The 21939-nt window shown below is 59.5% G+C and carries 18 protein-coding genes and 1 riboswitch; of the genes, 7 read left to right on the forward strand and 11 right to left on the reverse strand.

Annotated elements, in window-relative coordinates:
- Window positions 1–97: 97 nt before the first annotated feature.
- A complete protein-coding gene (locus L972_RS04095; RefSeq protein ID WP_047435962.1) occupies window positions 98–1066 on the forward strand; it encodes a calcium/sodium antiporter in 969 nt (322 codons plus the stop codon).
- An 88-nt stretch (window positions 1067–1154) separates the two neighbouring features.
- Here the strand turns inward: L972_RS04095 and L972_RS04100 are convergent, their stop codons facing one another.
- Window positions 1155–2321, reverse strand: a complete 1167-nt coding sequence (locus tag L972_RS04100) for a type III PLP-dependent enzyme (protein WP_047435963.1) — start codon at window positions 2319–2321, stop codon at window positions 1155–1157.
- A gap of 507 nt (window positions 2322–2828) precedes the next feature.
- Window positions 2829–2944, forward strand: a riboswitch (glycine riboswitch).
- A gap of 107 nt (window positions 2945–3051) precedes the next feature.
- Here L972_RS04100 and L972_RS04105 point away from each other — a divergent pair.
- Window positions 3052–4428 carry an alanine/glycine:cation symporter family protein gene (locus L972_RS04105; protein WP_005338391.1) on the forward strand — a complete coding sequence of 459 codons (1377 nt, stop codon included), beginning with the start codon at window positions 3052–3054 and terminating at the stop codon, window positions 4426–4428.
- Between the two features lie 114 nt (window positions 4429–4542).
- On the opposite strand, the gene L972_RS04110 is transcribed toward L972_RS04105, so the two are convergent.
- Together L972_RS04110 and L972_RS04115 are read right to left on the reverse strand one after the other, a co-directional pair.
- The gene (locus tag L972_RS04110; RefSeq protein ID WP_047435965.1) at window positions 4543–5259 is read right to left on the reverse strand and encodes a lipoyl protein ligase domain-containing protein; all 717 of its coding nucleotides are present in this window, start codon (window positions 5257–5259) and stop codon (window positions 4543–4545) included.
- 102 nt (window positions 5260–5361) lie between these two features.
- Window positions 5362–6759, reverse strand: a complete 1398-nt coding sequence (locus L972_RS04115) for a nucleobase:cation symporter-2 family protein (RefSeq protein ID WP_047435967.1) — start codon at window positions 6757–6759, stop codon at window positions 5362–5364.
- 246 nt (window positions 6760–7005) lie between these two features.
- Between L972_RS04115 and L972_RS04120 the strand changes: the two genes are divergently transcribed.
- Entirely contained in the window at window positions 7006–8127 is a 1122-nt protein-coding gene (locus L972_RS04120) for a GGDEF domain-containing protein (RefSeq protein ID WP_047435969.1), read from the forward strand.
- 33 nt (window positions 8128–8160) lie between these two features.
- Here the strand turns inward: L972_RS04120 and L972_RS04125 are convergent, their stop codons facing one another.
- Complete coding sequence (locus L972_RS04125) at window positions 8161–8409, reverse strand: YciN family protein (protein ID WP_005338382.1); 249 nt, start codon at window positions 8407–8409, stop codon at window positions 8161–8163.
- A 123-nt stretch (window positions 8410–8532) separates the two neighbouring features.
- Window positions 8533–9912 (reverse strand): MATE family efflux transporter, encoded by a 1380-nt coding sequence (locus tag L972_RS04130; RefSeq protein WP_047435970.1) that lies wholly within the window; start codon window positions 9910–9912, stop codon window positions 8533–8535.
- Window positions 9913–10032: 120 nt separating this feature from the next.
- Between L972_RS04130 and L972_RS04135 the strand changes: the two genes are divergently transcribed.
- Window positions 10033–10890: a helix-turn-helix transcriptional regulator gene (locus L972_RS04135; protein ID WP_047435972.1), complete on the forward strand. Its 858-nt coding sequence runs from the start codon at window positions 10033–10035 to the stop codon at window positions 10888–10890.
- A gap of 69 nt (window positions 10891–10959) precedes the next feature.
- On the forward strand, window positions 10960–12654 hold the full coding sequence (locus L972_RS04140) for an NAD-dependent malic enzyme (protein ID WP_005338379.1): 1695 nt from the start codon (window positions 10960–10962) through the stop codon (window positions 12652–12654).
- An 85-nt stretch (window positions 12655–12739) separates the two neighbouring features.
- Here the strand turns inward: L972_RS04140 and L972_RS04145 are convergent, their stop codons facing one another.
- The 4 genes from L972_RS04145 to L972_RS04160 all read right to left on the reverse strand — a co-directional run bounded on the left by L972_RS04145 (window position 12740) and on the right by L972_RS04160 (window position 17243).
- On the reverse strand, window positions 12740–13777 hold the full coding sequence (locus tag L972_RS04145; protein WP_047435974.1) for an OmpA family protein: 1038 nt from the start codon (window positions 13775–13777) through the stop codon (window positions 12740–12742).
- Between the two features lie 232 nt (window positions 13778–14009).
- Complete coding sequence (gene ompA / locus L972_RS04150) at window positions 14010–15008, reverse strand: porin OmpA (protein ID WP_047435976.1); 999 nt, start codon at window positions 15006–15008, stop codon at window positions 14010–14012.
- A gap of 307 nt (window positions 15009–15315) precedes the next feature.
- The gene (locus L972_RS04155; protein WP_047435978.1) at window positions 15316–16338 is read right to left on the reverse strand and encodes a porin OmpA; all 1023 of its coding nucleotides are present in this window, start codon (window positions 16336–16338) and stop codon (window positions 15316–15318) included.
- A gap of 308 nt (window positions 16339–16646) precedes the next feature.
- The gene (locus L972_RS04160; RefSeq protein ID WP_042052636.1) at window positions 16647–17243 is read right to left on the reverse strand and encodes a hypothetical protein; all 597 of its coding nucleotides are present in this window, start codon (window positions 17241–17243) and stop codon (window positions 16647–16649) included.
- Between the two features lie 258 nt (window positions 17244–17501).
- Between L972_RS04160 and L972_RS04165 the strand changes: the two genes are divergently transcribed.
- A complete protein-coding gene (locus L972_RS04165) occupies window positions 17502–17768 on the forward strand; it encodes a helix-turn-helix domain-containing protein (RefSeq protein ID WP_005338367.1) in 267 nt (88 codons plus the stop codon).
- A gap of 199 nt (window positions 17769–17967) precedes the next feature.
- Window positions 17968–19308: an APC family permease gene (locus L972_RS04170; protein WP_005338365.1), complete on the forward strand. Its 1341-nt coding sequence runs from the start codon at window positions 17968–17970 to the stop codon at window positions 19306–19308.
- A gap of 69 nt (window positions 19309–19377) precedes the next feature.
- On the opposite strand, the gene L972_RS04175 is transcribed toward L972_RS04170, so the two are convergent.
- Window positions 19378–20253, reverse strand: coding sequence for a patatin-like phospholipase family protein (locus L972_RS04175; RefSeq protein WP_005338362.1), 876 nt, complete (start codon window positions 20251–20253; stop codon window positions 19378–19380).
- Window positions 20254–20299: 46 nt separating this feature from the next.
- Window positions 20300–21838, reverse strand: a complete 1539-nt coding sequence (locus L972_RS04180) for a sensor domain-containing diguanylate cyclase (RefSeq protein WP_047435980.1) — start codon at window positions 21836–21838, stop codon at window positions 20300–20302.
- Window positions 21839–21939 lie beyond the last annotated feature (101 nt).

The following is a 21939-nucleotide window of genomic DNA, read 5'->3' on the forward strand; positions in this document are numbered from 1 at the left end:
AAATGGGAGGTGGCACAGCTACACTGGCGCCACTTTCCCATGGTGCCTGCCCGTTTGGGCTGGCGCTTCGTTGCAGATAACAAGAGATGAAGATCCTATGACCCTGGCTTTTGTTGCCCTGATTGCCGGACTGGCGCTGCTGGTCTGGAGTGCAGACAAGTTTGTCGATGGCGCTGCCGCCACCGCCCGTTATGCGGGGATGCCGCCGCTGCTGATCGGCATGGTGATCATCGGTTTTGGTACCTCGGCCCCGGAAATGGTGGTCTCGGCACTGGCGGCGTCACAGGGCAATCCCGGGTTGGCGCTTGGCAATGCCTATGGCTCCAACATCACCAATATCGCGCTGATCCTGGGTCTGACGGCACTGATCAGCCCTATCGCGGTGGCCTCTCAGGTTGTGCGCAAGGAGATCCCGATCCTGCTCGGCATTACCCTGCTCTCCGGCGCCCTGCTGATCGATGGTCATCTGGGCCGGATGGATGCGGTCATTCTGGGGGCCGTCTTCGTTGCCCTGATGGGCTGGTCCATCTGGGCTGGCATGAATGGCAAGGGAGATGCGCTGGATACCGAGACCGCCGAGGATATCGAGAGCGAGGGGATGTCCCTCAAGAGCGCCATCTTCTGGCTGGTGGTCGGGCTGGTGCTGCTGATCGGCGCTTCCCGCCTGTTGGTCTGGGGGGCGGTGACCATCGCTCAGGCGCTTGGTATCAGCGATCTGGTGATTGGCCTCACCATAGTCGCGGTGGGAACCTCCCTGCCGGAGCTGGCCTCGTCCCTGATCGCCATTCGCAAGAACGAGCATGATCTGGCCCTTGGCAACGTGCTCGGCTCCAACCTGTTCAACACCCTGGCGGTGGTGGGGATTGCGGCGGGCATCCACCCGCTCGATGTGGCGTCGGAGGTGCTCACCCGTGACTGGAGCATCATGATGGGGCTAACCCTGCTGCTGTTGGTGATGTGTCTGGGCCGCAAGGAGCAGGGCCGTATCAACCGGTTGGAGGGGGGCGTGCTGCTGACTTGCTTCGTCGCCTACACCGGCTGGCTGCTGACCAGTCAGTTTATCTGATAGGGGTTGGAGAAATGAGAGAGGGGGAAGCTCAAGCTTCCCCCTCTTGTTTTTGCCCAGTGAATCTGTTGGCGAGCGAGCGGTGTGCTCAGGCTACTGCCACCAGCTTCTGCCCCTTCTGGCTGCTGTCCAGAATGAGGATGCTGGCCTTGGGGAAGAAGTTGAAGGTGGAGGCGGAGGCCCAGGTGTAGGCGCCCATCACCTTGCCAATCACCAGTTCGCCGATAGCCAGATCCGGCAGCATGATGCCATCGCGGATCACATCCACGCTGTCGCAGGTGGGGCCGGAGAGCACCGAGTTGTGCTGCTCGCCACTGGCATAAGGCGTGCTCACCGGATAGGTGACGTGGTCATAGAGCTGGCCGTTGTAGCTGCCGTAGAGACCGTCATCCAGGTAATACCAGATCTTGTCGCCACGGTGGGCCTTGCCCATCACGCTGGATACCGAAGTCATGGCCGGTGCGCTGATAAAGCGGCCCGGTTCGGCAATCTTCTGCACGGTAGCGGGCAACTTGGCCAGCGCTTCGCGGATCGGCGCGCAGAAGCCGTCGATATCGAATTCGCCCCCTTCATAATCCACCGGGAAACCGCCGCCGATATCCAGCACCCAGGGCTTGAGCCCGAGCGCCCAGGCCTGCTCCATGATCTCGCGGCAGGCGTCGATGGCCTGCACATGGCGACGGGCGTGGGGTACTTGGGAGCCGACGTGGAACGACAGCCCCATCACCTTGATCCCCTTGGCGTGGGCCAGTTGCAACAGCGGCAGCGCCTGCTCCGGAGTGCAGCCGAACTTCTTGGAGAGATCGACCTTGGTCTCGGGGTTCGGGAAGCTGACCCGCAGCAGCAGTTTCACTTCGTCCTTGTAGGGAATGAACTTTTCCAGCTCCAGCGGGTTGTCGTAGACAAACACGGTGCAACCGAACTCCAGCGCATAACGGATATCGCTGTCGCGCTTGATGGGATGGGTATGAATGCAACGTCCCGGGCGAACCCCCTGACTGCGCACCAGATCCACTTCGCCATTGGTGGCCAGATCGAAACAGGCCCCCTCTTCCTTCAAGACAGAGACCACCGCCTCATGGGGCAGGGGTTTGAGTGCATAGTGCAATCGTACATCGGGCAGGGCGGCGGCCAGGGCCCGATACTGTTTGCGGACGGCTGCCTTGTCGAGCAGCAGCAGGGGGGAGCCGAATTGTTCAACCAGCTGACGGTAATCTTGTGCGACCACATCTTTTGCAACCAGGGTCTCGTTCATTCTCTTTTGGTCATCCTTAGGGGGCGTGATATGCCCAAGCCATATGCGATTGAACCGGCGACGGCCGGGTCAGGCGAGCGGTCCGGTGGGACCAACCGAACACAGTGCATAAATTGATAACAAAGTGCTTGGTTATGCAGCGGATTATCGGCTTATTGATTCTGTGTGCAAGCATTTTGATTGGATATGTTGGCAAGATTTTCTTGGCGAAACGAGAGGGATCACTGTTCTCTATCTGCCATTTTTCCCGTTTGGACCACATTTGATTCGTGAGAGCCTAACTTGTTGATAGTTAACTAACATTTAACATTCTTGTCGCGGTTCTGGCGGTCACTAAAAAAATATAAATGGGGGCGGCCAAGTGCGAGACAGCTCACATTTTTTGGATTAACATGCCGACTTCCTAATCCAAACTAGTTCGGATGAAGGTAGCAGGAGAGCGATGGGCAACCATCCACCGAAGAAGTGAATCTTTCAGGTACCGGGCAACCGGTGTGGACTGCTACTGGACGATACTCTGGAGAGACCCGTTAAATCGGGCGCCGAAGGAGCAAGGCACCATGACTACCCGCAAGGGCAGGCTGGCGCCGGAAACTCTCAGGCAAAAGGACAGAGGGGATGGGATGGTTGTACCTGGGCTTGGCCCGCATCCGATCGCCTCTGGCCGATCGCGACACCTATGGGAAGATCATCCTTCTCCTCCTTAATTTCTGTTTCTTAAGGAGGATGCATGTCATCAATTCAATCGGCGTTAACCGCCATCGATAGCTTTATCTGGGGGCCGCCCCTGCTGATCCTGCTGGTCGGGACCGGTATCTATCTCACCCTGCGTCTGGGTCTGCTTCAGGTGGTGCGCTTGCCGCTCGCTCTGCGGCTGGTCTTTGGCCGCGATCAGGGGCAGGGCAAGCAGGGGGATGTCTCCAGCTTCGGCGCCCTCTGTACCGCCCTCTCTGCCACCATTGGTACCGGCAACATCGTCGGGGTGGCTACCGCCATCAAGCTCGGTGGTCCCGGTGCCCTGTTCTGGATGTGGATGGCAGCGCTGTTCGGCATGGCTACCAAGTACGCCGAGTGCCTGCTGGCGGTCAAATACCGCGAGCAGGATGCCAACGGCCAGATGGCGGGTGGCCCCATGTACTATCTGGAAAAGGGGCTTGGCTCCAAGCCGCTGGCCAAGCTGTTTGCCTTGTTTGGCATCGGCGTCGCCTTCTTCGGGATCGGTACCTTCCCGCAGGTCAATGCCATCTCCGACGCCATGAGCCTCTCCTTCTCGGTGCCCCGTGAAGCGACCGCCGTGGTGCTGACCCTGATCGTGGCGCTGGTGACCCTGGGAGGGATCAAATCCATCTCCAGCGTGTCGAGCAAGGTGGTGCCCTTCATGGCCATCTTCTACATCGTCGCCTGTCTGGGTGTGCTGGTGAACAACGCCAGCGCCCTGCCCGATGCCGTCATGCTGGTTATCGAGAGTGCCTTCACCGGCCATGCGGCGACCGGCGGCTTCGTCGGTGCCAGCATCATGCTGGCCATTCAGTCCGGGGTGGCGCGCGGGGTCTTCTCCAACGAATCGGGACTGGGCTCTGCGCCCATCGCGGCGGCGGCGGCCAAGACCGATTCGTGCGTGGAGCAGGGGCTGGTCTCCATGACAGGTACCTTCATCGACACCATCATCATCTGCACCATGACCGGCCTGACCCTGGTGGTCACCGGCGTGTGGAGCGGCGATGCAAGCGGCGCGGCCATGACCAGTCTGGCCTTTGCCCAGGGGCTCGATGCCCATGTTGGCCAGTATCTGGTGAGCATTGGCCTGCTGTTCTTCGCCTTTACCACCATCCTTGGCTGGAACTACTACGGCGAGCGCTGCACCGAATACCTGTTCGGGGTTAAGGCAATCAAGCCCTATCGTCTGGTCTATCTGGCGCTGGTGGCGAGCGGTGCTTTCCTCCATCTGGACATGATTTGGCTGCTGGCCGATATCGTTAACGGCCTGATGGCGGTGCCCAACCTCATCGGCCTGATTGGCCTGCGCCATGTGGTGATCGCCGAGACCCGCGCCTACTTTAGCCGGGATCTGGATAGCGAAGCCGAGCCGGAGCCGCAGACAGCCTGAACGCCTCAGCCCGTTTCACGCTCCCCTTGAAAAGAACAAGCCACGACTCCGGTCGTGGCTTTTTTGTGCGTTGTGTCTAAGGATGGGGACTATCCCTCTCCCTTCGGGATAAGGTCAGGATGAGGGAGATAGCCCCTCGCTCAGCAGGCTATCCAGACGTGCTCGCACTTTCTCTACCAGTGCCTGATCGCTACCGTGCCAATCGATGCAGCTTGCTAGCGTGGTGGAGGTTCCCGCCATAAAACGCAGCTCGCCGCCCGCCAGCTCGTAGAAGCGGCTCGCCATCCTGGTTCCCTCATCCACATCACCCGCCACCAGCAGCATGGCTTGTGCCAGCACGGCGCCCTGGTGATCCTGTCCCGGCGCAAGCCAACGCTGGGCAGTGCCGGTGATCTTGCGTCCCCCGATCACCAGATTGTACTGACCATCGCAAAAGGAGCCGGGTACGAAGTCATAGCTTCCCTCAAGGCCGTACTCCGCCAACAGGGTCAGCAGCGGTGCCCCCAGCAGCCGGTAGTAGTGGGTGAGATCTGTGGTGGTGCGGGGCAGCAGCAGGGATAGGTTGAGGATCCCCGCCCCGTGGGGCACGGCGGTGCCACCGCTGTCGCGCACATGTACCGGCCAGCCTTCATCTGCAAGTTGCTGGCAGGCGGTTTCGTAACGGGGGAGGCGGGTATCCTTGCGGGTGACAATCAGGCATTGGGGCGCCTGCCACAGGTGAGCGCGGGGCTGGCCGTCATGGGCACAGTCGCGCAGCCAGTTCTGCTCTTGCGCCAGTATCTGTGCGGGTGAAGCGGTATTGGAGAGGGGGGAGAGCAGGGGATAGGGCATGGCGGCATCCTCAAAAAAGGCTGCTCAGCACACTACCCGTGGCGGCTGACAAGGTAAAGCCCCGCAGTGCGGGGCTTGAGTCTGCTATCGGTTGATGACGTCTCAGGAGTGGCGCGCTTCGCGCTTGGGCAGCAGCAGGTTGAGCACGATGGCGGTAATGCCACCGGTGGCGACGCCGTAGGAGAGCACGCTCTTGGCCAGCTCCGGCAGGTGTTGCAGCACTTCCGGCACCTGCGCGACTCCCAGCCCCATGGCGAGCGACACCGCCAGGATCATCAGGGCGCGTCTGTCCAGCTCCTCGCGGGCAATGATGCGCACCCCGGCGGCGGCGATGGTGCCGAACATCACGATAGTGGCGCCCCCCAGCACGGGCTCGGGGATCTGCTGTACCAGACTGGCGACCGCCGGGAACAGGCCGAGCAGGGCCAGCATGGCGGCGATAAAGAGCCCGACGTGGCGGCTGGCCACCCCGGTCAGCTGAATAACGCCGTTATTCTGGGCGAAGGTGGACATGGGGAAGGTGGAGAAAACTGCCGCCAGCATGGAGTTGGCACCATCAGCCAGCACGCCGCCTTTGATCCGCTCCATATAGACAGGCCCTTCCAGTGGCTCGCCGGAGATATCCGAGGTGGCGGTCATGTCGCCGATCGCTTCGAGCGCCGTCACCACGAAGATGATGGCGAGCGGCACGAACAGCTGCCAGTCAAAGCCGAGACCGTAGTGGAGCGGAATGGGCACCATCACCAGCGGGCCGTCGAAGGTGGGGGCGCTCACTTTGCCCAGCAACAGCGCCACGGCATAGCCCGCCAGCATGGCGATCATGATGGCGGAGAGGCGCAACCAGGGGTTGCGACTGCGTTGCAGCAACACGATCAGGCCGAGCACCAGCAGGGAGAGGAAGAGGTTGGTGTGACTGGCGAAGCTGCCATCAGAGAGGGCTGCATAGCCGCCGCCCATGCTGATCAGGCCCACTTTGATCAGGGTCAGGCCGATCAGCAGCACCACTATGCCGGTGACCAGCGGGGTGATGATCCGTTTCACCAGATGGAGGAAGCGGCTCATCACCACGATAGTGAGTGCGGCAACCATCATGGTGCCGAACAATGTGCCCAACAGATCCTCGGTGGGTATGGCGGCCTGTTTGAGGGCGAGACCGGAGGCGATGATGGGGCCGAGGAAGTTGAAGCTGGTGCCCTGTACCGAGAGCAGGCCGGAACCGATGGGGCCGAAGCGGCGGGTTTGAATGAAGGAGGCGATGCCGGACATGACCAGCGACATGGAGACGATATAACGGGTGTCGGCGGCAGGGAGGCCGAGGGCATTGGCGATAATCAGGGGCGGGGTAATGATGGCGACAAACATGGCGAGCATATGCTGCAGGGCGGCGAACAGCGTCTGGGGCAGAGGCGGGACATCCTCTATGCCATAGACCAGTTCGCTATGGGCTCGCCTGGGTGGATGTGCCTCTCGATTGGCGCGTGTGACAGCAGCCTGTTCCATAAGTACCTCGAATTGTGTGGGGAGGGGGAGAAAATTGGGCGCTATTGTAGTGATTGAAATGAGGCTGACCAGCGCTAATTATGCAAAAAAAGGTTTATTTTTTGATGGGTTGAAACGTTTGCGCGCTGCGATTATCATCTGTCGGTTTGTGTGACCGACCTCTCCTTTTTATTCTCCCCGCTAATGACATTTTTACCACTTTGTAGGTGTAGAATGAGCCCTCAGTATTCATCGTGGAGACTCTGGATGCTCAAGTTGTCAGAGTTCTGGAGTGCGAGGGTTCACTCCGAAGACTTTACTCGTACTCGCATGGGCTTTATGACGGTGCGTTTGCGCCTGCTGACCTGCTTGCTGATGCTCGGCTTGCCCGCCTGGGCCGTGGTGGATTGGTTGACCTTGCCCGCCGTTCATTTCGAGCAGCTGTTCCAGGCCAGGATCTTCTGCACCCTGGCGCTCTCGCCACTTATTCCGCTCTCGTACCTCATCCACTTCAAGCGGGAACGGATGAAGCTGGCCCTTGGCTACCTGATGGCCGTGATGATGCTCTTCTCCCTCTTTTGCCTGAACAGCTTTGGCGCCGGACAGGAGTTGCAGGCGGGCTATGCTGCCTTTCCCTATCTGCTGATCACCCTGTTTGCCATCTTCCCCATCCCCCTCTCCCTCGGCTTGCAACTGGCAGGCGTGGTACTGGTGACCATGCTGTTGGGCCACTGGCTGCTGGTGGGCCAGAGCATCTGGAGTCAGGCCACCCTGAATCAGGTGTGGGTGCTCGGCATGTTTACCATGGCCAGCTGCTGGGTGCAGTGCGGCCAGCTCAACATGCTGCTGCGGCTATATCGGGAATCGACCACCGATGAGCTGACCGGCATGATGAACCGCCGCTTGCTGATGAAGCAGCTGGAGCAGGCCAGAATCCGGCTGCAACTCAAGAAGAAGCCCTTTGCGGTGATGCTGCTGGATCTCGATCGCTTCAAGCGGATCAACGATATCTACGGCCATCTGGCGGGGGATGCGGTGCTCAAGGAGGTGGCGACCACCCTGGGGGAGCAGCTGGAGCCTGACATGGTGCTGGGGCGTTATGGCGGCGAAGAGTTTGCCATCCTGATGCACAACTGCACAGATCCGGCGCTGGCGAGCAAAATGGCCGAGCGGCTGCGCATTGCCGTCGAGGCGCGGCTGGTGAAGAGCCCCACCTCGGACGAATTGCTGGAGGTGACGGTGAGTATCGGGATTGCCATGGCTCGTGCCGATGACACCATCGATATTCTGATCAACCGTGCCGACGAGTGTCTCTATCAGGCCAAGATGGCGGGACGCAACTGCGTGGTGGTCGAGGGTCAGAACCGCGCAAAAACAGATGCCGCCTGAGGGCGGCATCCTGTTGGCAATGAGCTGGTGAGATCAGGCCAGCTTGTACTTGCCGGAGAGCTGCTGGGCCAGCAGCTTGAACATATTGAAGACCGCCATGGTCTTGCCGGTCGGGGTGCCGTCTTCGGCCAGGAAATACTCCCCCTTGAACACCAGAATATCCCCCTTCTGCTCCACCGAATCGGCGCGCATACCGTGGATGAAGTCTTCATGCTCTTTGATGATCTTGTTGGCCATCTCAAGCAGGGCCGTCTCGGTGATCAGCTCTTTCTGTGGTTGCATGCTCGTCTCCTTAAACGACTACTGGACAGGGAAACCGTGGATCCCTGTCTCTGATTGAAGAGGCGCCCAGCATACTGCAAACAGGGTTTTTCTGTCATTGATATGACCCCGATTTGTGGCTGTTTATCCGATCACCAGATTCTTCAACCAGCAGCGCTGGCGAATACGGCGCTGCACCAGCAACACCTTGCTGAGCTCCTCCAGCAGCACCACCGCCACCACCCAGGAGAGGGGCCAGCCGAGCAGCGTGACCGCCACCCAGGCGAGCGGGATGCCGATGCACCACATGCCGACAATATCGATGAAGATGCTGTAGTTCACATCGCCGCCAGAGCGAAGTACCCCGATGATCCCCACCATGTTGAACACCTTGAGCAGCATCCCGAGGCACATGATGCCGAGCACCTGTCCCGCTTCCGTCATCAGCTCGGGGGGTAGATTGCCGACCCACTGCAGCAGGTTGGCTTGCAGCAGCCAGACGATGATCCCCACCAGTAGCGCGCCAATCGGTGCCAGCAGCAGGAAGAGCTGGGAGTGTTGCCAGGCAATCTCGTACTCCTCGGCCCCGAGCCGGTGGCCGAGCAGGGTGGAGCAGGCCACCGCCAGTCCGAAGAAGAGGGAGATCAGGATGCTCTCCAGGGTGCCGAGGGTGGTCATGATGGCCAGCGAATCGGTGCCAAGATGGGCGTAGAGAAAGCCGTAAATCAGCATGCCGAAGGCCCAGAGGCCGTCATGGAACAGCAGCGGCAGGGCGATCAGGGTAAAGCGCACCACCTCCTTGCGCTTGAAGGCGGCCAGCCAGTCTGGTGCGCGCGGGATCAGGCGCGCTTCATAACGCTTTACGTAGAGCAGTAGCAGGGCTGTCTGCAGCAGCCGGGAAATGGTGGTGCCCCAGGCCGAACCGGCGACCCCCATCGCCTCGAAGCCGAAGTGACCGAAGATGAGGGCGTAGTTGAGGATGACGTTGGCGATGATGGCGATAATGCCGATGCGGGTCGGCGCGGCGGCATTGCCGACCGAGCGTAGCGCCGACTCCAGCGGCACTACGATGGCGGTACAGAGGATGGTGGCGCCGGTGATCATCAGGAATTGATCCGCCAGTGCCCGCAGCGCCGGATCCTGACTGGCAAAACCCAGCACGCTGCCCGGTGATAACACATAGATGAAGGCAAAGGGCAGGGTGACCAGCAGGGCGCCCACTATGGCCAGCGCCAGGGAGCGGCGTACCCCGGCCATCTCCCCGCGCCCGAAGTATTGTGCTGCCAATACCGAGACCCCGCCTGCGAGGCCCGCTATCACCAGCAGATTGAAAAAGAAGACCCGGTTACCCAAGCCGACCGCCGCCACAGCCGTGGTGCCAAGCTGGCTCACCATCATGATATCGATGAGGCCGAGCAGGGAGAACATCATGGATTGCAGCGAGACAGGCAGGGCCAGCCGCCACAATCGGGTCATGAACTCGCGATCGGTGGTTTGTTTTAAAATCGCTTGCCAATAATTCATAGTTGTTAACCGGGTATGAGAAAAGCAAGGTTTGTCAGGGGTATGATAGGGGCTGACGAGGCTCTTCTCACTGTGAGTAGCTCTCGGTTTTCTTGTGTAAAACTATCCTGTTGAGGTGTTATGCCATTTGCCAGCGAGTGTCTGGAGATAGCGCCAGCCTGTGAAGAGCTGATGCTGGGACGTGAAGGGCTGCCCCTGCTCGGCGAGGCGGGGATCTTCCTGACCGGCCTCTCCCGGGTGCGGGATCACTACCTGATCCGTCGCAATCGCCCTGAGTTTCACATTCTGATGGTGAGTCACGATGAGGGTGGCGCGCTGCTCACCGACGAGGGGGAGCAAGCCATTCCGGCCGGGTCGCTGATTTTCCTGCCCGCCGCCGTGCCTGGCGGTCTCAAGCTGATTGGCGAAAGCTGGCAGATCAGCTGGATTTTGCTCGATGACGTGCCGCGCTGGCAGCACCTGCATCGCCTTGGTCACCGTATCTGGCAAGGGGATGGCGGCGATCAGCTCTACCATCTGCTCAGCCTGATGCAGGGGGAGGGGATTCGCTCCCCGCTGCAACCCCAACTGCTCAGCCTGTTGCTGGCGCTGCTGGAGCGCACCCTGCAAGGGGAGGTGCGTGGCACCCCTGAACTCAGATTGCAGGCACTGTTTCGCCGGGTGGAGGCGCGCCTGGACGAACCCTGGAGTGTCGCCCTGCTGGCCCGACAGATGGCCTGCTCCGTTCCCCATCTGCACCGGCTCTGTCAGCAAGCGTTCGGTATGGGGCCGATGGCGAGGGTGACCGAGCTCAGAATGAACAAGGCGCGCCAGCTGCTGCTCTATACCAACTGGCCACTTGGCGAGCTGGCGGCCCGGGTCGGTTACAGCGATGGGGCCAACTTTGCCAACCGCTTTCGTCGTCTGACTGGTCAGACCCCCGGCGCCTTTCGTCGACTGGGTCGCAAACCTTTTGCAACGGATGTGCAAACTCTTTGAAATTAATGAGACAAGCCCCTAGGATCGGCGGGTCCCTGCGTCTAGCTAACCGTTTAGGTACCAAGATCCATGTTTGAAGATAATAACCAGAAACGTCCTCTCTACATTCCCTACGCCGGTCCCGCCCTGCTGGAGACCCCTTTGCTCAACAAGGGCAGCGCCTTCACCAGTGAAGAGCGCAGCAACTTCAACCTCGAAGGTCTGTTGCCCCAGAATATCGAGACCATCGAAGAGCAGGCCGAGCGCGCCTATCGCCAGTTCATGGCGTTTGGCAACGACATGGACAAGCACATCTACCTGCGCAACATCCAGGATACCAACGAGACGCTCTTCTACCGTCTGCTGCACAACCACCTGACCGAGATGCTGCCCATCATCTACACCCCGACCGTCGGTAAGGCGTGCGAGGAGTTCTCCAACATCTATCGCCGCGCCCGTGGCCTGTTTATCTCCTATCCGGACAAGGACAGGATCGATGACATGCTGCAAAACGCCACCAAGCAGAACGTCAAGGTGATCGTGGTGACCGATGGCGAGCGGATCCTGGGTCTGGGTGACCAGGGTATCGGCGGCATGGGCATTCCCATCGGCAAGCTTTCCCTCTACACCGCCTGTGGTGGCATTTCGCCCGCCTACTGCCTGCCGGTGGTGCTGGATGTGGGCACCAACAACCAGCAACTGCTGAATGACCCCTTCTATATGGGGTGGCGCAATCCGCGTATCTCGGGGGATGAGTACGCCGAGTTTGTCGATGCCTTCATTCAGGCGGTCAAGCGCCGCTGGCCCGATATCCTGCTGCAGTTCGAGGATTTCGCCCAGAACAACGCCATGCCGCTGCTCAACCGCTACAAGAACGAGCTCTGCTGCTTCAACGACGATATTCAGGGTACCGCGGCGGTGACGCTGGGCAGCCTGATCGCCGCCTGCAAGGCCTCCGGCGCCAAGCTCTCCGAGAAGCGGGTTGCCTTCCTCGGGGCGGGCAGCGCCGGTTGCGGTATCGCCGAGCAGATCGTGGCACAGATGAAGGCCGAGGGGCTGACCGATGCCCAGGCCCGCAGCCGTGTCTTTATGGTGGACCGCTTTGGTCTTATCACCGACAAGATCCCCAACCAGCTCGACTTCCAGCGCCGTCTCTCCCAACCGGTAGAGCGGATCGCTGACTGGCCGGTGGGGGACAACATCTCCCTGCTGGAGGTGATGGAGCACGGCCGCCCGGACATCCTGATCGGGGTCTCCGGTCAGCCGGGGCTGTTCACCGAAGAGGTGGTCAAGACCATGCACAAGCACTGTGCCCGTCCCATCATCTTCCCGCTCTCCAACCCCACCTCCCGGGTCGAGGCGACGCCGGCTGACCTTATCCGCTGGACCGACGGTCAGGCGCTGGTGGCCACCGGCAGTCCGTTTGCACCGGTGGAGCACAAGGGCAAGCGCTACGTCATCGCCCAGTGCAACAACTCCTTCATCTTCCCGGGGATCGGCCTTGGCGTCATCGCCTCCGGCGCCACCCGGGTGACCGACGCCATGCTGATGTCGGCCAGTCGCGCGCTGGCGGAGTGTTCGCCGCTGGTGAAAGGGGAGGAGGGTTCTCTGTTGCCGGATCTGGCAGATATCCATCAGGTCTCCCGCTACATCGCCAAGATGGTGGCCAAGACCGCCATGCTGCAAGGCAAGGCGGTGCAGACCCCGGACGAGGTGATCGATCAGGCCATCGACGCCAACTTCTGGCATCCGGAATATCGCCGCTACCGCCGCACCTCGTTCTGATTTCTGCGGGAAGTGGCAAAGCAAAAGGGATGCCTCGGCATCCCTTTTTACTGCACGTCTGACATGGTTATCGCCTCAAGATCAACTACTCGCTGCCGCCCTGTACGCCGGTGACACGCACCTCTACCCGGCGATCCGGCCCAAGGCAGTCGATGAGCGCCGCCTTCGCCTTGATGGCATCACACTGGTTGCCGGTGACCGGATTACTCGCGCCATTGCCCTGGATGCTCACCTTGTCGGCAGGCAATCCCTTGCTGATCAGAAAGTCGGCAACGGTTTGGGCCCGAGCTTCTGACAACCTCTGATTGTTGGCATCCGAGCCGATGCGGTCGGTATACCCCATCACGACCGCACTGCCATCCTTGGGCTGCACGTCGACGATCTGCTGGTAGAGATCGTCCAGCGCACTCATCCCCTCCTGTTTGAGGTCCGCTTTGCCAAAAGCGAACAGCACATCGGAACTGAGGTTGAAGGTCTGATCCACCACTTCCGGTTCGGCCGGTGGCGGGGGGACCACGACCGGGGCGGGCGTGGGGGCCGCTTCTTTGGGGTGGCTGCGGTTCGGGTGGATCACCAGCTCCAGCGTGGCGGTGCTGATGTCGCTGACCCAGCGCTGGGTGCCGCTGTTGGCTTTGCCGTTATCCGGATCATCGCCAACGCGCACTATGTAACGGTAGCGTGCCTGCAGATCGACCCAGTCATGGAGCCGGGCCGTCACTCCCAGACCCGCCAGCGGCGCCAGGTTGTCGTCCCCGCCATTGACCGACTCGACGTGATAGATATAGCCACCGCCCTCGGCAAAGAGCGAGAACATCTCGCTGAGCGGCAAGCGGCCAATCACTGACAGCGTGGCTCCCTTGCTGTTGAACTCATGGCCGCTGATATCCCAGTCACCGGTGGAGAGATAGCCAATCTCGGCCCCCAGGTTTTCCGTGAAGTTGTAGCCGCCAAACAGGGAGAGCGCAGTCGCATCCTTGCCGACATCCTGACTGAAATCATTCAGATTGTGGGCAATGGCCCAGCCACCGCCGACCCCGGCATACCAGTCGTGAACCGGTTCCGCTTGTGCGCCTGTGCTCGCCAATGCCAGTGCAATCCACACAGGTTTTACTCTTATGTTCATCGCGTATCCTCGTCGATGTTTGGTGTAGTGGGGTTGCCTGCTGGTCAAACCCCACACTTATGTATAGGTGACGGGCTGTTTTTAACCACCAAAGAGGTATGGGGGGCGACACGCTGTGAACCATGGCGCGAGACGGGAAGAGGAAGGGGGCAAAAGAGGGTTACAAGGTGGGTGAAATAAGCGGCAAGAAAAAGGAGGCCAGGTGGCCTCCTTGTTATGTCGGACTGCAGGATTACTGTTGTACTTGCTGCACGCCGGTGACGCGTACTTCTACGCGGCGATCCGGTGCCAGGCAGGAGATCAGCTGAGCCTTGCCCTTGACGCTGTTGCACTGGGTACCGGTGACCGGATTGGCTTCACCGCGACCTTCGATGGCAACTTTGCCAGCCGGCAGACCTTTGCCAACCAGGAAGTCGGCCACGGTACGGGCACGCGCTTCGGATAGTTTCAGGTTGTAGGCATCAGAACCGATACGGTCGGTGTAACCGACGACCACGGCGCTGCCATCTTTCGGCTGAACATCAACGATCTGCTGATACAGGGTGTTCAGCGCTGCGACACCTTCTGGCTTGAGGGTGGATTTGTCAAAGGCAAACAGCACGTCAGAGCTCAGGGCGAAGTTCTTGTCGACCAGTACCGGCTCGGGAACCGGCTCAGGCGCAGGGGCGGCAACCGGGGCAACATAAGAGGTACGGTTCGGGTGCATCACCAGCTCCAGGGTCGCGACGCTCATGTCGCTCTCCCAGGTTTTCTGCTCGTCACCCAGATTCCACAGATAGCGGTAGCGTGCCTGCACATCGATAAGGTCGGAGAGCTTGGCAGTCAGACCCAGGCCCGCCAGCGGCGCAGTGCCGTTGTCGCTGTTGCCATTGCCGTTGACGTGATTAAAGTAGGCACCACCTTCAGCAAACACCGAGAAGATGTCGCCCAGCGGCAGGCGGGCGATACCGGAGAGGGTAGCACCCTGGGTTTTGAAATCGGCACCGTCAACGCCCGCTTTACCGGCGTAGAGGTAGCCCAGTTCAGCTGCGTAGTAGTCGTTGAAGTTGTAACCGCCGAACAGGCTCAGCGCAGTGGCATCTTTGTCAGTGTCTTTGCCAAAATCATCCAGACCGTGGGCATAAGCCCAACCTGCACCAACACCGGTGTACCAGTCATCGGCAGCCTGAGCTGTGGTGCCTGCGGCGGCCAGCGCCAGTGCAATCAGGGTAGGAGCCATTTTGAGTTTCATCGGTTTATCCTCGTTGTGTTAGCCCATGTCGGGCAATGCACTTGTTTTTATTGCTGCGAAAAATCGCCAGCAAAGTGGATAGCGAAGGCTTTGGACTCTCATGATGCATTGGCGTCATGGACAACAGACCGGACAAGAAGCGTTTTTTAGTGCTTATCCAATACCTTACAGGCGCAACTACTTTATGCTTTCGAGACGGGGCAGGCAAGGGCAGGGAGGTGGGAGTGAGGGATGCAAGCGAGAACTAGACAAACAAAAAGGGATGCCACAGCATCCCTTTTTTTCGCACTATCTGAACGAGGTCAGATTATTGCTGAACTTCTTGTACGCCAGATACGCGAACTTCTACGCGACGATCCGGAGCCAGGCAGGAGATCAGTTGAGCTTTAGCAGTTACGCCGTTGCACTTGGTGCCGGTAACCGGGTTGGCTTCGCCACGACCTTCGATGGCAACTTTGCTGGCAGCCATACCTTTGCTTACCAGGAAGTTGGCAACGGTGCGGGCACGGGCTTCAGACAGCTTCTGGTTGTAAGCGTCGGAACCGATACGGTCGGTGTAACCAACAACAACAGCGTTGCCATCTTTCGGCTGGAACTCAACGATTTGCTGATACAGACCGTTCAGGGCTGCAACGCCTTCCGGCTTCAGGGTGTCTTTGCCGAAGGCAAACAGCACGTCTGAGTTCAGGGCGAAGTTCTTCTCTACAACTTGCGGAGCAGGAGCCGGAGCTTCTTCAACTACCGGAGCAGCTACCGGAGCTACGTAGGAAGTACGGAACGGGTGGTATACCGCTTCCAGAGTAGCAACGCTCTGGTTGGACTTGTAATGGGTGCCGTCAACGTTCAGGTCAGCCACGTCCCACATGTAGCGGTAGCGAGCTTGCAGATCCAGCGCGTCACTTACTTTGTAAGTCACACCAGCACCGGCCAGCGGGGAAACTTTAGTGTCGCTGATGCCCAGACCGTCGGTGTGAGCCCAGTAGGCGCCGCCTTCAGCGAACAGGGAGAAGTCGTTGCCAACCGGCATACGAGCGATACCGGACAGGGTGGCACCCTGGTTTTCGTAACGCAGACCTTCGGTGTTGCCACGACCGGCATACTGGTAACCGAATTCGGTACCGAAGTTTTCGGTGAAGTTGTAACCAACGAAGGCGTTGGCTGCAGCTGCATCTTCAGTACCAGCGTAACCGCCGCCATCGATCTTGTTCAGACCATTGAAGTGAGCAGCACCGACACCGGCACCGAAGTAGATGTCGTCAGCGGCGTGAGCAGCGGTAGCACCCATAGCAGCCATGGCGATGGCGATCATGGAAGGAGCCATTTTCATCATAAAAAAATCCTCGTTGAGATCGCACGTTATTCACGTGCTTCACACTTTGTAATTTATGTAAGCTGCAGGCTCCGCCGTACGGCTGGCGTCGAGTCTGGCAGATGACCCGGTATAACCGGGTTGCACACTCTCCTGGTGTGTCGAGTGCGCTGGCATGGCACGCAATGCGTGAGAAACCACTGCCAGGCAACTGATGTCATTCCGATGACGAGGCGCACTCTATGCCGATTTTAAAACATGATCAAGCTCACAAATGAGCCTTGTGGCAAATTGTGTCGTGCTCTTAACTGGCTGTTTATTTTGATTAATTAGTGATCCAGATAGGCCCTGTGCAGTTTCTTCTCCAGCTTCATATAAGCCTGAACCCAGTCGCTATGCGGGCTGGCAGGATTCGCTCTGGCGGCAAAGACCGCAAGGTAATCTGCCTGGGTTGCGCTCTGCAGCAGGGGGGTAAATGTCATCAAGAAATGTCGGGCCAGATAGGGGTCAAGGGGCCAGATGTTGAGGATGGCGCGAGCCACAGGCTGAACCGCAGCTGAACAGATGAAGTGGCGGTGTCCCGCCTCCAGCCAGTCGGCCATCTCGCACATGCCCGATTCGGGCACCAGACCACCATCACCCGGGGTGGTTGCCAGCGCAATTGCCTGACCATTTACCGTGACGAGCTGCTCATTGTTATGCAGGGTGCCGTCGTGGCTGCGCAGGGCCAGGTCCGGGCATGCCTGTTCAAGAAACAGGCTGCAGCTCTCCGGCAGGGCGGCCAGCAGTTCGCTGGCGTGGCTGGACATCAAGGCCGGAAGCCAGAATGCTTCGGCGCGATATTGTTCACCTTGCAGGCGCTGTTGTGCCAGTTCTTCTGTGCTGGATACGGGGTGCAGGCGAGAGATAATGCCGGGAAACGCCATACTTATTCCTCTTAATGGGTATCCGGCGGATTATACGAGTTATTGGGGGGGCCACAATAAAGGTTTCTTTTCGAGACTGTTTACCTGAGGCGGCTGAGCGATTACCATCCCCCCTTGAAGGCAAGGGTTGTCGCCGAAAGGCGCTCATAAGATAGAGGCTCGACCATAACGAGTCCGAACAAAACTGATACACTTGACTACGAGTCGTCGCGAAAAATAAAAGGCGGAGTAAATCCGCCAAACGGAGTATGGAACATTATGAATTCAAATATCGTCACTGTTGGCAAGAAGATCCGTCAGATCCGTGAAGCGGTCGGTTTGAGCCGTCCGAAGTTTGCAGATTTGCTGGGTGTTCCTCCCACCACGCTGAAAAACTACGAGCTGGGTTACCGTGAAGTTGGGGGCGCCTTCCTGGTTGCCCTGGCGCACCACCCGGATCTGCACAAGTTCACCCTCTGGCTGCTGGCAGACAAGAAAGTCGCCGAAATCGGCCAGATTGGCCCGGATGACCTCGCCAAGGCGTGATCATCGATGTGAATAGAAATGCCGCCTTCGGGCGGTATTTTTTTGGGTCGCCGATCGATATTTTGATCTAACACGCTTTGAATTATCCATGCAGGCCAACGAGAATAAGCGGCCCCGAAAAGTGGGCCCCCTGGTGGTATCTGGCCACCCGAACACTATTACATTCAGGATGATATGAGCAATCGTATGGAGTATGGGTATGAGCAGTAATGAGTTGGATAAACGCTATGGCCTGATGACTGCCATTGCGATGGTGGTCGGCGTGGTGATCGGCTCCGGTGTCTTCTTCAAGGCCGATGATGTACTGCGTCTGACTGGCGGTAATCTGGCCATTGCGCTGCTGGCATGGGCGCTGGGGGCATTTTCGATGATCTTCGGCGCGCTGGTGTTTGCCGAGTTTGCCCAGCGGATCGAAAAGTCCAACGGTATCGTCGATTATGCCGAAGCGGCATACGGCAAAATGTTTGGTTATCTGGTGGGGTGGTTCAAAGGCGTACTCTATTACGCCCCTCTTTCCGCCATCCTTGCCTGGGTCGCCGCTCTTTACACCATGATCTTGCTCGGCAGTGATAATCCGACCAACTCTGGTGCGACCTGGATACTGGCGGCTGTCTATATGACGGTCACCTATCTGATCAACTTCTATACCCCGGTCCTGGCGGGCAAGCTGCAAGTGGGCTCTACCCTGATCAAGTTGATCCCGTTGATCCTGGTTGCCATTGTGGGCACCATTTCAGGCTTGCTCAATGGTGTCACCGTGACCAACTTTGTGCAGGCAATGGATGGGATAGGAAGCACCGGAGGCACTCTGGCCACGGCCGTGGTTGCCACCGCCTTCGCTTATGAGGGGTGGATCGCCGCCGTGACCATCAACAGCGAAATTCGCGATTCCAAGAAGAATCTGCCCAGAGCGCTGGTGATTGGCACCCTGATAGTCTTTGTGGTCTATGTCACCTATTTTCTGGGGATCGCCAGCGTCTTGCCGACGGACGAGATAGTGGCGCAAGGGGATAACGCGGTAAATCTCGCGACAACCAGCCTGTTTGGCGGGACTGCTTCGACCATTTTGACCGTGTTTGTGATTATCTCCTGCCTCGGAACCCTCAATGGTCTGGTGCTGGCGACCATGCGCATTCCCTACTCGCTGGCGATCCGCAATCAGGGGCCTGCCCCCAAGTGGATGAGCCGTATCGAACCGCATCACCACATGCCAATCAACTCGGCCCTCGCGGCAGCGTTGTTGTCGGTGATCTACTCAGTGCTGTGGTACTGCAGCATCAACGAGACATTCGGTCGTTATATCGCCCTGGACGAGATGCCGATCGTGCTGATTTATGGCCTCTATCTGTTCCTCTATGTCTGGTACATGCGCACCTTTACCGAGTTGGGCTGGATAAAGCGGTTTGTGATCCCGACCTGTGCCACCCTGGGCGCGCTCATCATTCTGTATGGCGGTATCACCAATCCCAGTCTGGGGCTCTATCTACTGGTCTCTGTGGGGGTGATTCTGCTCGGGTTGCTCTTCTACCGTAAGGAGTGACCGGGTAAGTGAGTTGAAAAAAGCGCCGAATGGCGCTTTTTTCATGTGTAAACCGCAGCATGTCGACAACTAACTGCCCAGCAACCCGAGGCGGCCCAGTTCATCCTTGAGCTGATCGAGATTGCGCTCGACGCAAGCTTCCCCCTCGTTGATGGCATCGCTGGCACGATGAAAATCCATGATGGAGAAGCTGCCAAGGCGCGGGCAGAGCTGGATCTCCGGCGGGTCACCGGCCATCCGGGCGCGGGTGATCCGCTCCTGCATGATGTTGATGGAGCCACTCATCACGCTCCACAGACCCGGGGTGGCTGGCGCGGATTCACCGCGATTGAGCCACTGGCTGAGCAGGCCGCCGCTGCCGGGTTGATCCGGCTCGTCGGTCCAGGGTTGGTGCATATCGGTGTTGAGGTTGACCGCAATCACCACCTCGGCCCCCATGGCGCGAGCCAGTGAGATGGGCACCGGATTGACCACGGCGCCATCGACCAGCCAGCGGTCGTTGATCCGGGTCGGGGTGAGGATCCCCGGCATGCCGCAGGAGGCGCGCACCGACTGGCGCAGCGGGCCCTGTTGCAGCCAGATCTCGCGGCCGGTATCCAGCTCGGTGGCGATGCAGGCGAAGGGGATGGGCAGATTCTCGAGATCGGGATCCCCCAGATGGCTGGCGGCAAGGCCAAATACCTTTTCGCCGCGAAACAGACCGCCGGAGAGGGCCGGGTCGAGCAGGCTGACCACCTGCAGGCGGGTAAAGCCGCGCACCCAGGTTTCCAGCCGATCCAGTTCACCGGCGGCATAGGCGGCACCGACAAAGCTGCCGATGGAGCAGCCAGCGATCAAATCCGGTTTGATGCCGAGACGTTCAAGGGCGCGGATGACGCCGATATGGGCCCATCCTCTGGCGGCGCCGCTCCCGAGAGCGAGCCCTACGCGGGGTTTACGTGGCACGACAGTCCTCCAAAAAAGGGGTTGAGGGGTCAGCTTACTCCGAGAGTCAGGAGGCGTCACCCTGCCATCTTTCGCTGCGGTTGCGACCGTTGGCCTTGGCCTGATAGAGCGCCACATCGGCGCGGCGCACCGCTTCGTGCAGGGGAAGGTTCTCCTGGTGGGGCAGATAGCCGAGGCTGATGGTGACCTCCAGCCCGGGCTCGATGGCGGCCCAGTCGTGATCCGCCACCGCTTTTCTCAGCCGCTCCGCCAGCTCGCCGAGCTGCGTTGCATCAGCGCGGCCAATCAGCAGCAGAAACTCTTCGCCCCCCCAGCGGATCAGGCGATCAGTGGGTCTAAGCTGCTGCTGGCAGATCTGCACCAGCCGGATCAGCACGATATCGCCGACGGCATGGCCGAAGTTGTCATTGACCCGTTTGAAGTGATCCGCATCGAACATCAGGATCCCCGCTTGCAACCGGGACAGCTCTCCCGCCTGTTCCAGCAGCACCAGATAGTGGCGGTTGAAGGCGCCGGTGAGGGCATCGTGGCAGGAGAGGTAATTGAGCCGCTGGTTGAGGCGGTGGGATTTCAGGTTGGAGAGGGCGGCCAGCAGCATAAAGAGGATGGCGAGCAGGGTCGGCGTGGACTGGCAGAGCATGGCCCACACCAGCGGGAGCAGGGTGACGTTGTGCACCAGTCGCAACGGGGTATCTGGGATTGCCATGGTCAGCTGCAATGCCCCTTGCCGCCACTGGTATTCGTCGGTCGGCTCGGGGTCTTGCGGCACCACGGGCTGGTGTGCGCTGCTGGCCAGCACCTGATGGTACTGATTGAGCAGCAGATACTCACCCAGCGCTGGCGCCAGCTGATTGAGCTGCGATTGCAAGCGTGAAAGCAGGATGTCCATGCTGATCATCCCTACCAGCGAGCCGTCCTTGTAGAGAGGCTGGGACATGGTGACCATGGTGCCCAGTCCGGCAAAATCTTCGTAAGGGCGGGAGAGAATGGTGTCTCGGCTGGGGTTGGGTGACATCAGCGCATCCTGCCAGTAGTGCTTGTCATAGATGCTGCGGGCAAAACGAAACTGGCTGGAGGGGATCCAGGGATAGAGGTAGATAAAGTTGTCCACGCCAGTGAAGTAGGCCCAGGCGATCTCGCTGCCCAGGCGCTGGCTGGCGGTGGCCAGCAAGGGGGAGAGGCTCAGGGCCAAATGAAGTTGCGCCTCCCGCGCACTGCCGGGGGGCGGCAGCGGGCCGTCACCGGTGAGGTTGCCCGCCAGTCCGGCCGGTAAATCATCGGGGAGCTTGTCGAGGGCCAGCCCCTCTGGCAGCGCCTCGATATGGCGATAGAGCTGGCGGGTGAGCACCGACTGGGGGTCGCTGCGCAGTCGCTCTTCGGCCTGCCCGCGCATCGCCTCCAGAAACACTTCGGTCTGTTTGAACCGATCCCGCAGGTAGATGGCGCTGTTGAGGGTATCGCTCTGGTAGAGGCGTTCTATCTGTTTCAGGCTTTGCCGCAAGGTCAGACCAATCAGCAGGATGACCACGGCGAACAGGAGCCAGGTCAGGCGTGTGAGAAAGCGGTGGTCAGACATTTTGGGCATAGGCAGTCAGTCGGGTTGCGAAGGAAATTGTCGTTAGTGTATGCGATGTGGCGTGAAAACAAACGGCGCGACCTGAAACAGAGTGAGCTTATCCCGCTCTT

The sequence above is a fragment of the Aeromonas sp. ZOR0001 genome (assembly GCF_000801015.1).
Classification (GTDB): Bacteria; Pseudomonadota; Gammaproteobacteria; order Enterobacterales; family Aeromonadaceae; genus Aeromonas; species Aeromonas veronii.

Coding starts and splice junctions, on each gene's coding strand:
- L972_RS04160 (WP_042052636.1), bottom strand. CDS start 17,243: ATGGCGTTTCCCGGCATTATCTCTCGCCTGCACCCCGTATCCAGCACA.
- L972_RS04135 (WP_047435972.1), top strand. CDS start 10,033: ATGCCATTTGCCAGCGAGTGTCTGGAGATAGCGCCAGCCTGTGAAGAG.
- L972_RS04130 (WP_047435970.1), bottom strand. CDS start 9,912: ATGAATTATTGGCAAGCGATTTTAAAACAAACCACCGATCGCGAGTTC.
- L972_RS04170 (WP_005338365.1), top strand. CDS start 17,968: ATGAGCAGTAATGAGTTGGATAAACGCTATGGCCTGATGACTGCCATT.
- L972_RS04095 (WP_047435962.1), top strand. CDS start 98: ATGACCCTGGCTTTTGTTGCCCTGATTGCCGGACTGGCGCTGCTGGTC.
- L972_RS04100 (WP_047435963.1), bottom strand. CDS start 2,321: ATGAACGAGACCCTGGTTGCAAAAGATGTGGTCGCACAAGATTACCGT.
- L972_RS04180 (WP_047435980.1), bottom strand. CDS start 21,838: ATGCCCAAAATGTCTGACCACCGCTTTCTCACACGCCTGACCTGGCTC.
- L972_RS04165 (WP_005338367.1), top strand. CDS start 17,502: ATGAATTCAAATATCGTCACTGTTGGCAAGAAGATCCGTCAGATCCGT.
- ompA (WP_047435976.1), bottom strand. CDS start 15,008: ATGAAACTCAAAATGGCTCCTACCCTGATTGCACTGGCGCTGGCCGCC.
- L972_RS04120 (WP_047435969.1), top strand. CDS start 7,006: ATGCTCAAGTTGTCAGAGTTCTGGAGTGCGAGGGTTCACTCCGAAGAC.
- L972_RS04105 (WP_005338391.1), top strand. CDS start 3,052: ATGTCATCAATTCAATCGGCGTTAACCGCCATCGATAGCTTTATCTGG.
- L972_RS04115 (WP_047435967.1), bottom strand. CDS start 6,759: ATGGAACAGGCTGCTGTCACACGCGCCAATCGAGAGGCACATCCACCC.
- L972_RS04125 (WP_005338382.1), bottom strand. CDS start 8,409: ATGCAACCACAGAAAGAGCTGATCACCGAGACGGCCCTGCTTGAGATG.
- L972_RS04145 (WP_047435974.1), bottom strand. CDS start 13,777: ATGAACATAAGAGTAAAACCTGTGTGGATTGCACTGGCATTGGCGAGC.
- L972_RS04140 (WP_005338379.1), top strand. CDS start 10,960: ATGTTTGAAGATAATAACCAGAAACGTCCTCTCTACATTCCCTACGCC.
- L972_RS04155 (WP_047435978.1), bottom strand. CDS start 16,338: ATGATGAAAATGGCTCCTTCCATGATCGCCATCGCCATGGCTGCTATG.
- L972_RS04110 (WP_047435965.1), bottom strand. CDS start 5,259: ATGCCCTATCCCCTGCTCTCCCCCCTCTCCAATACCGCTTCACCCGCA.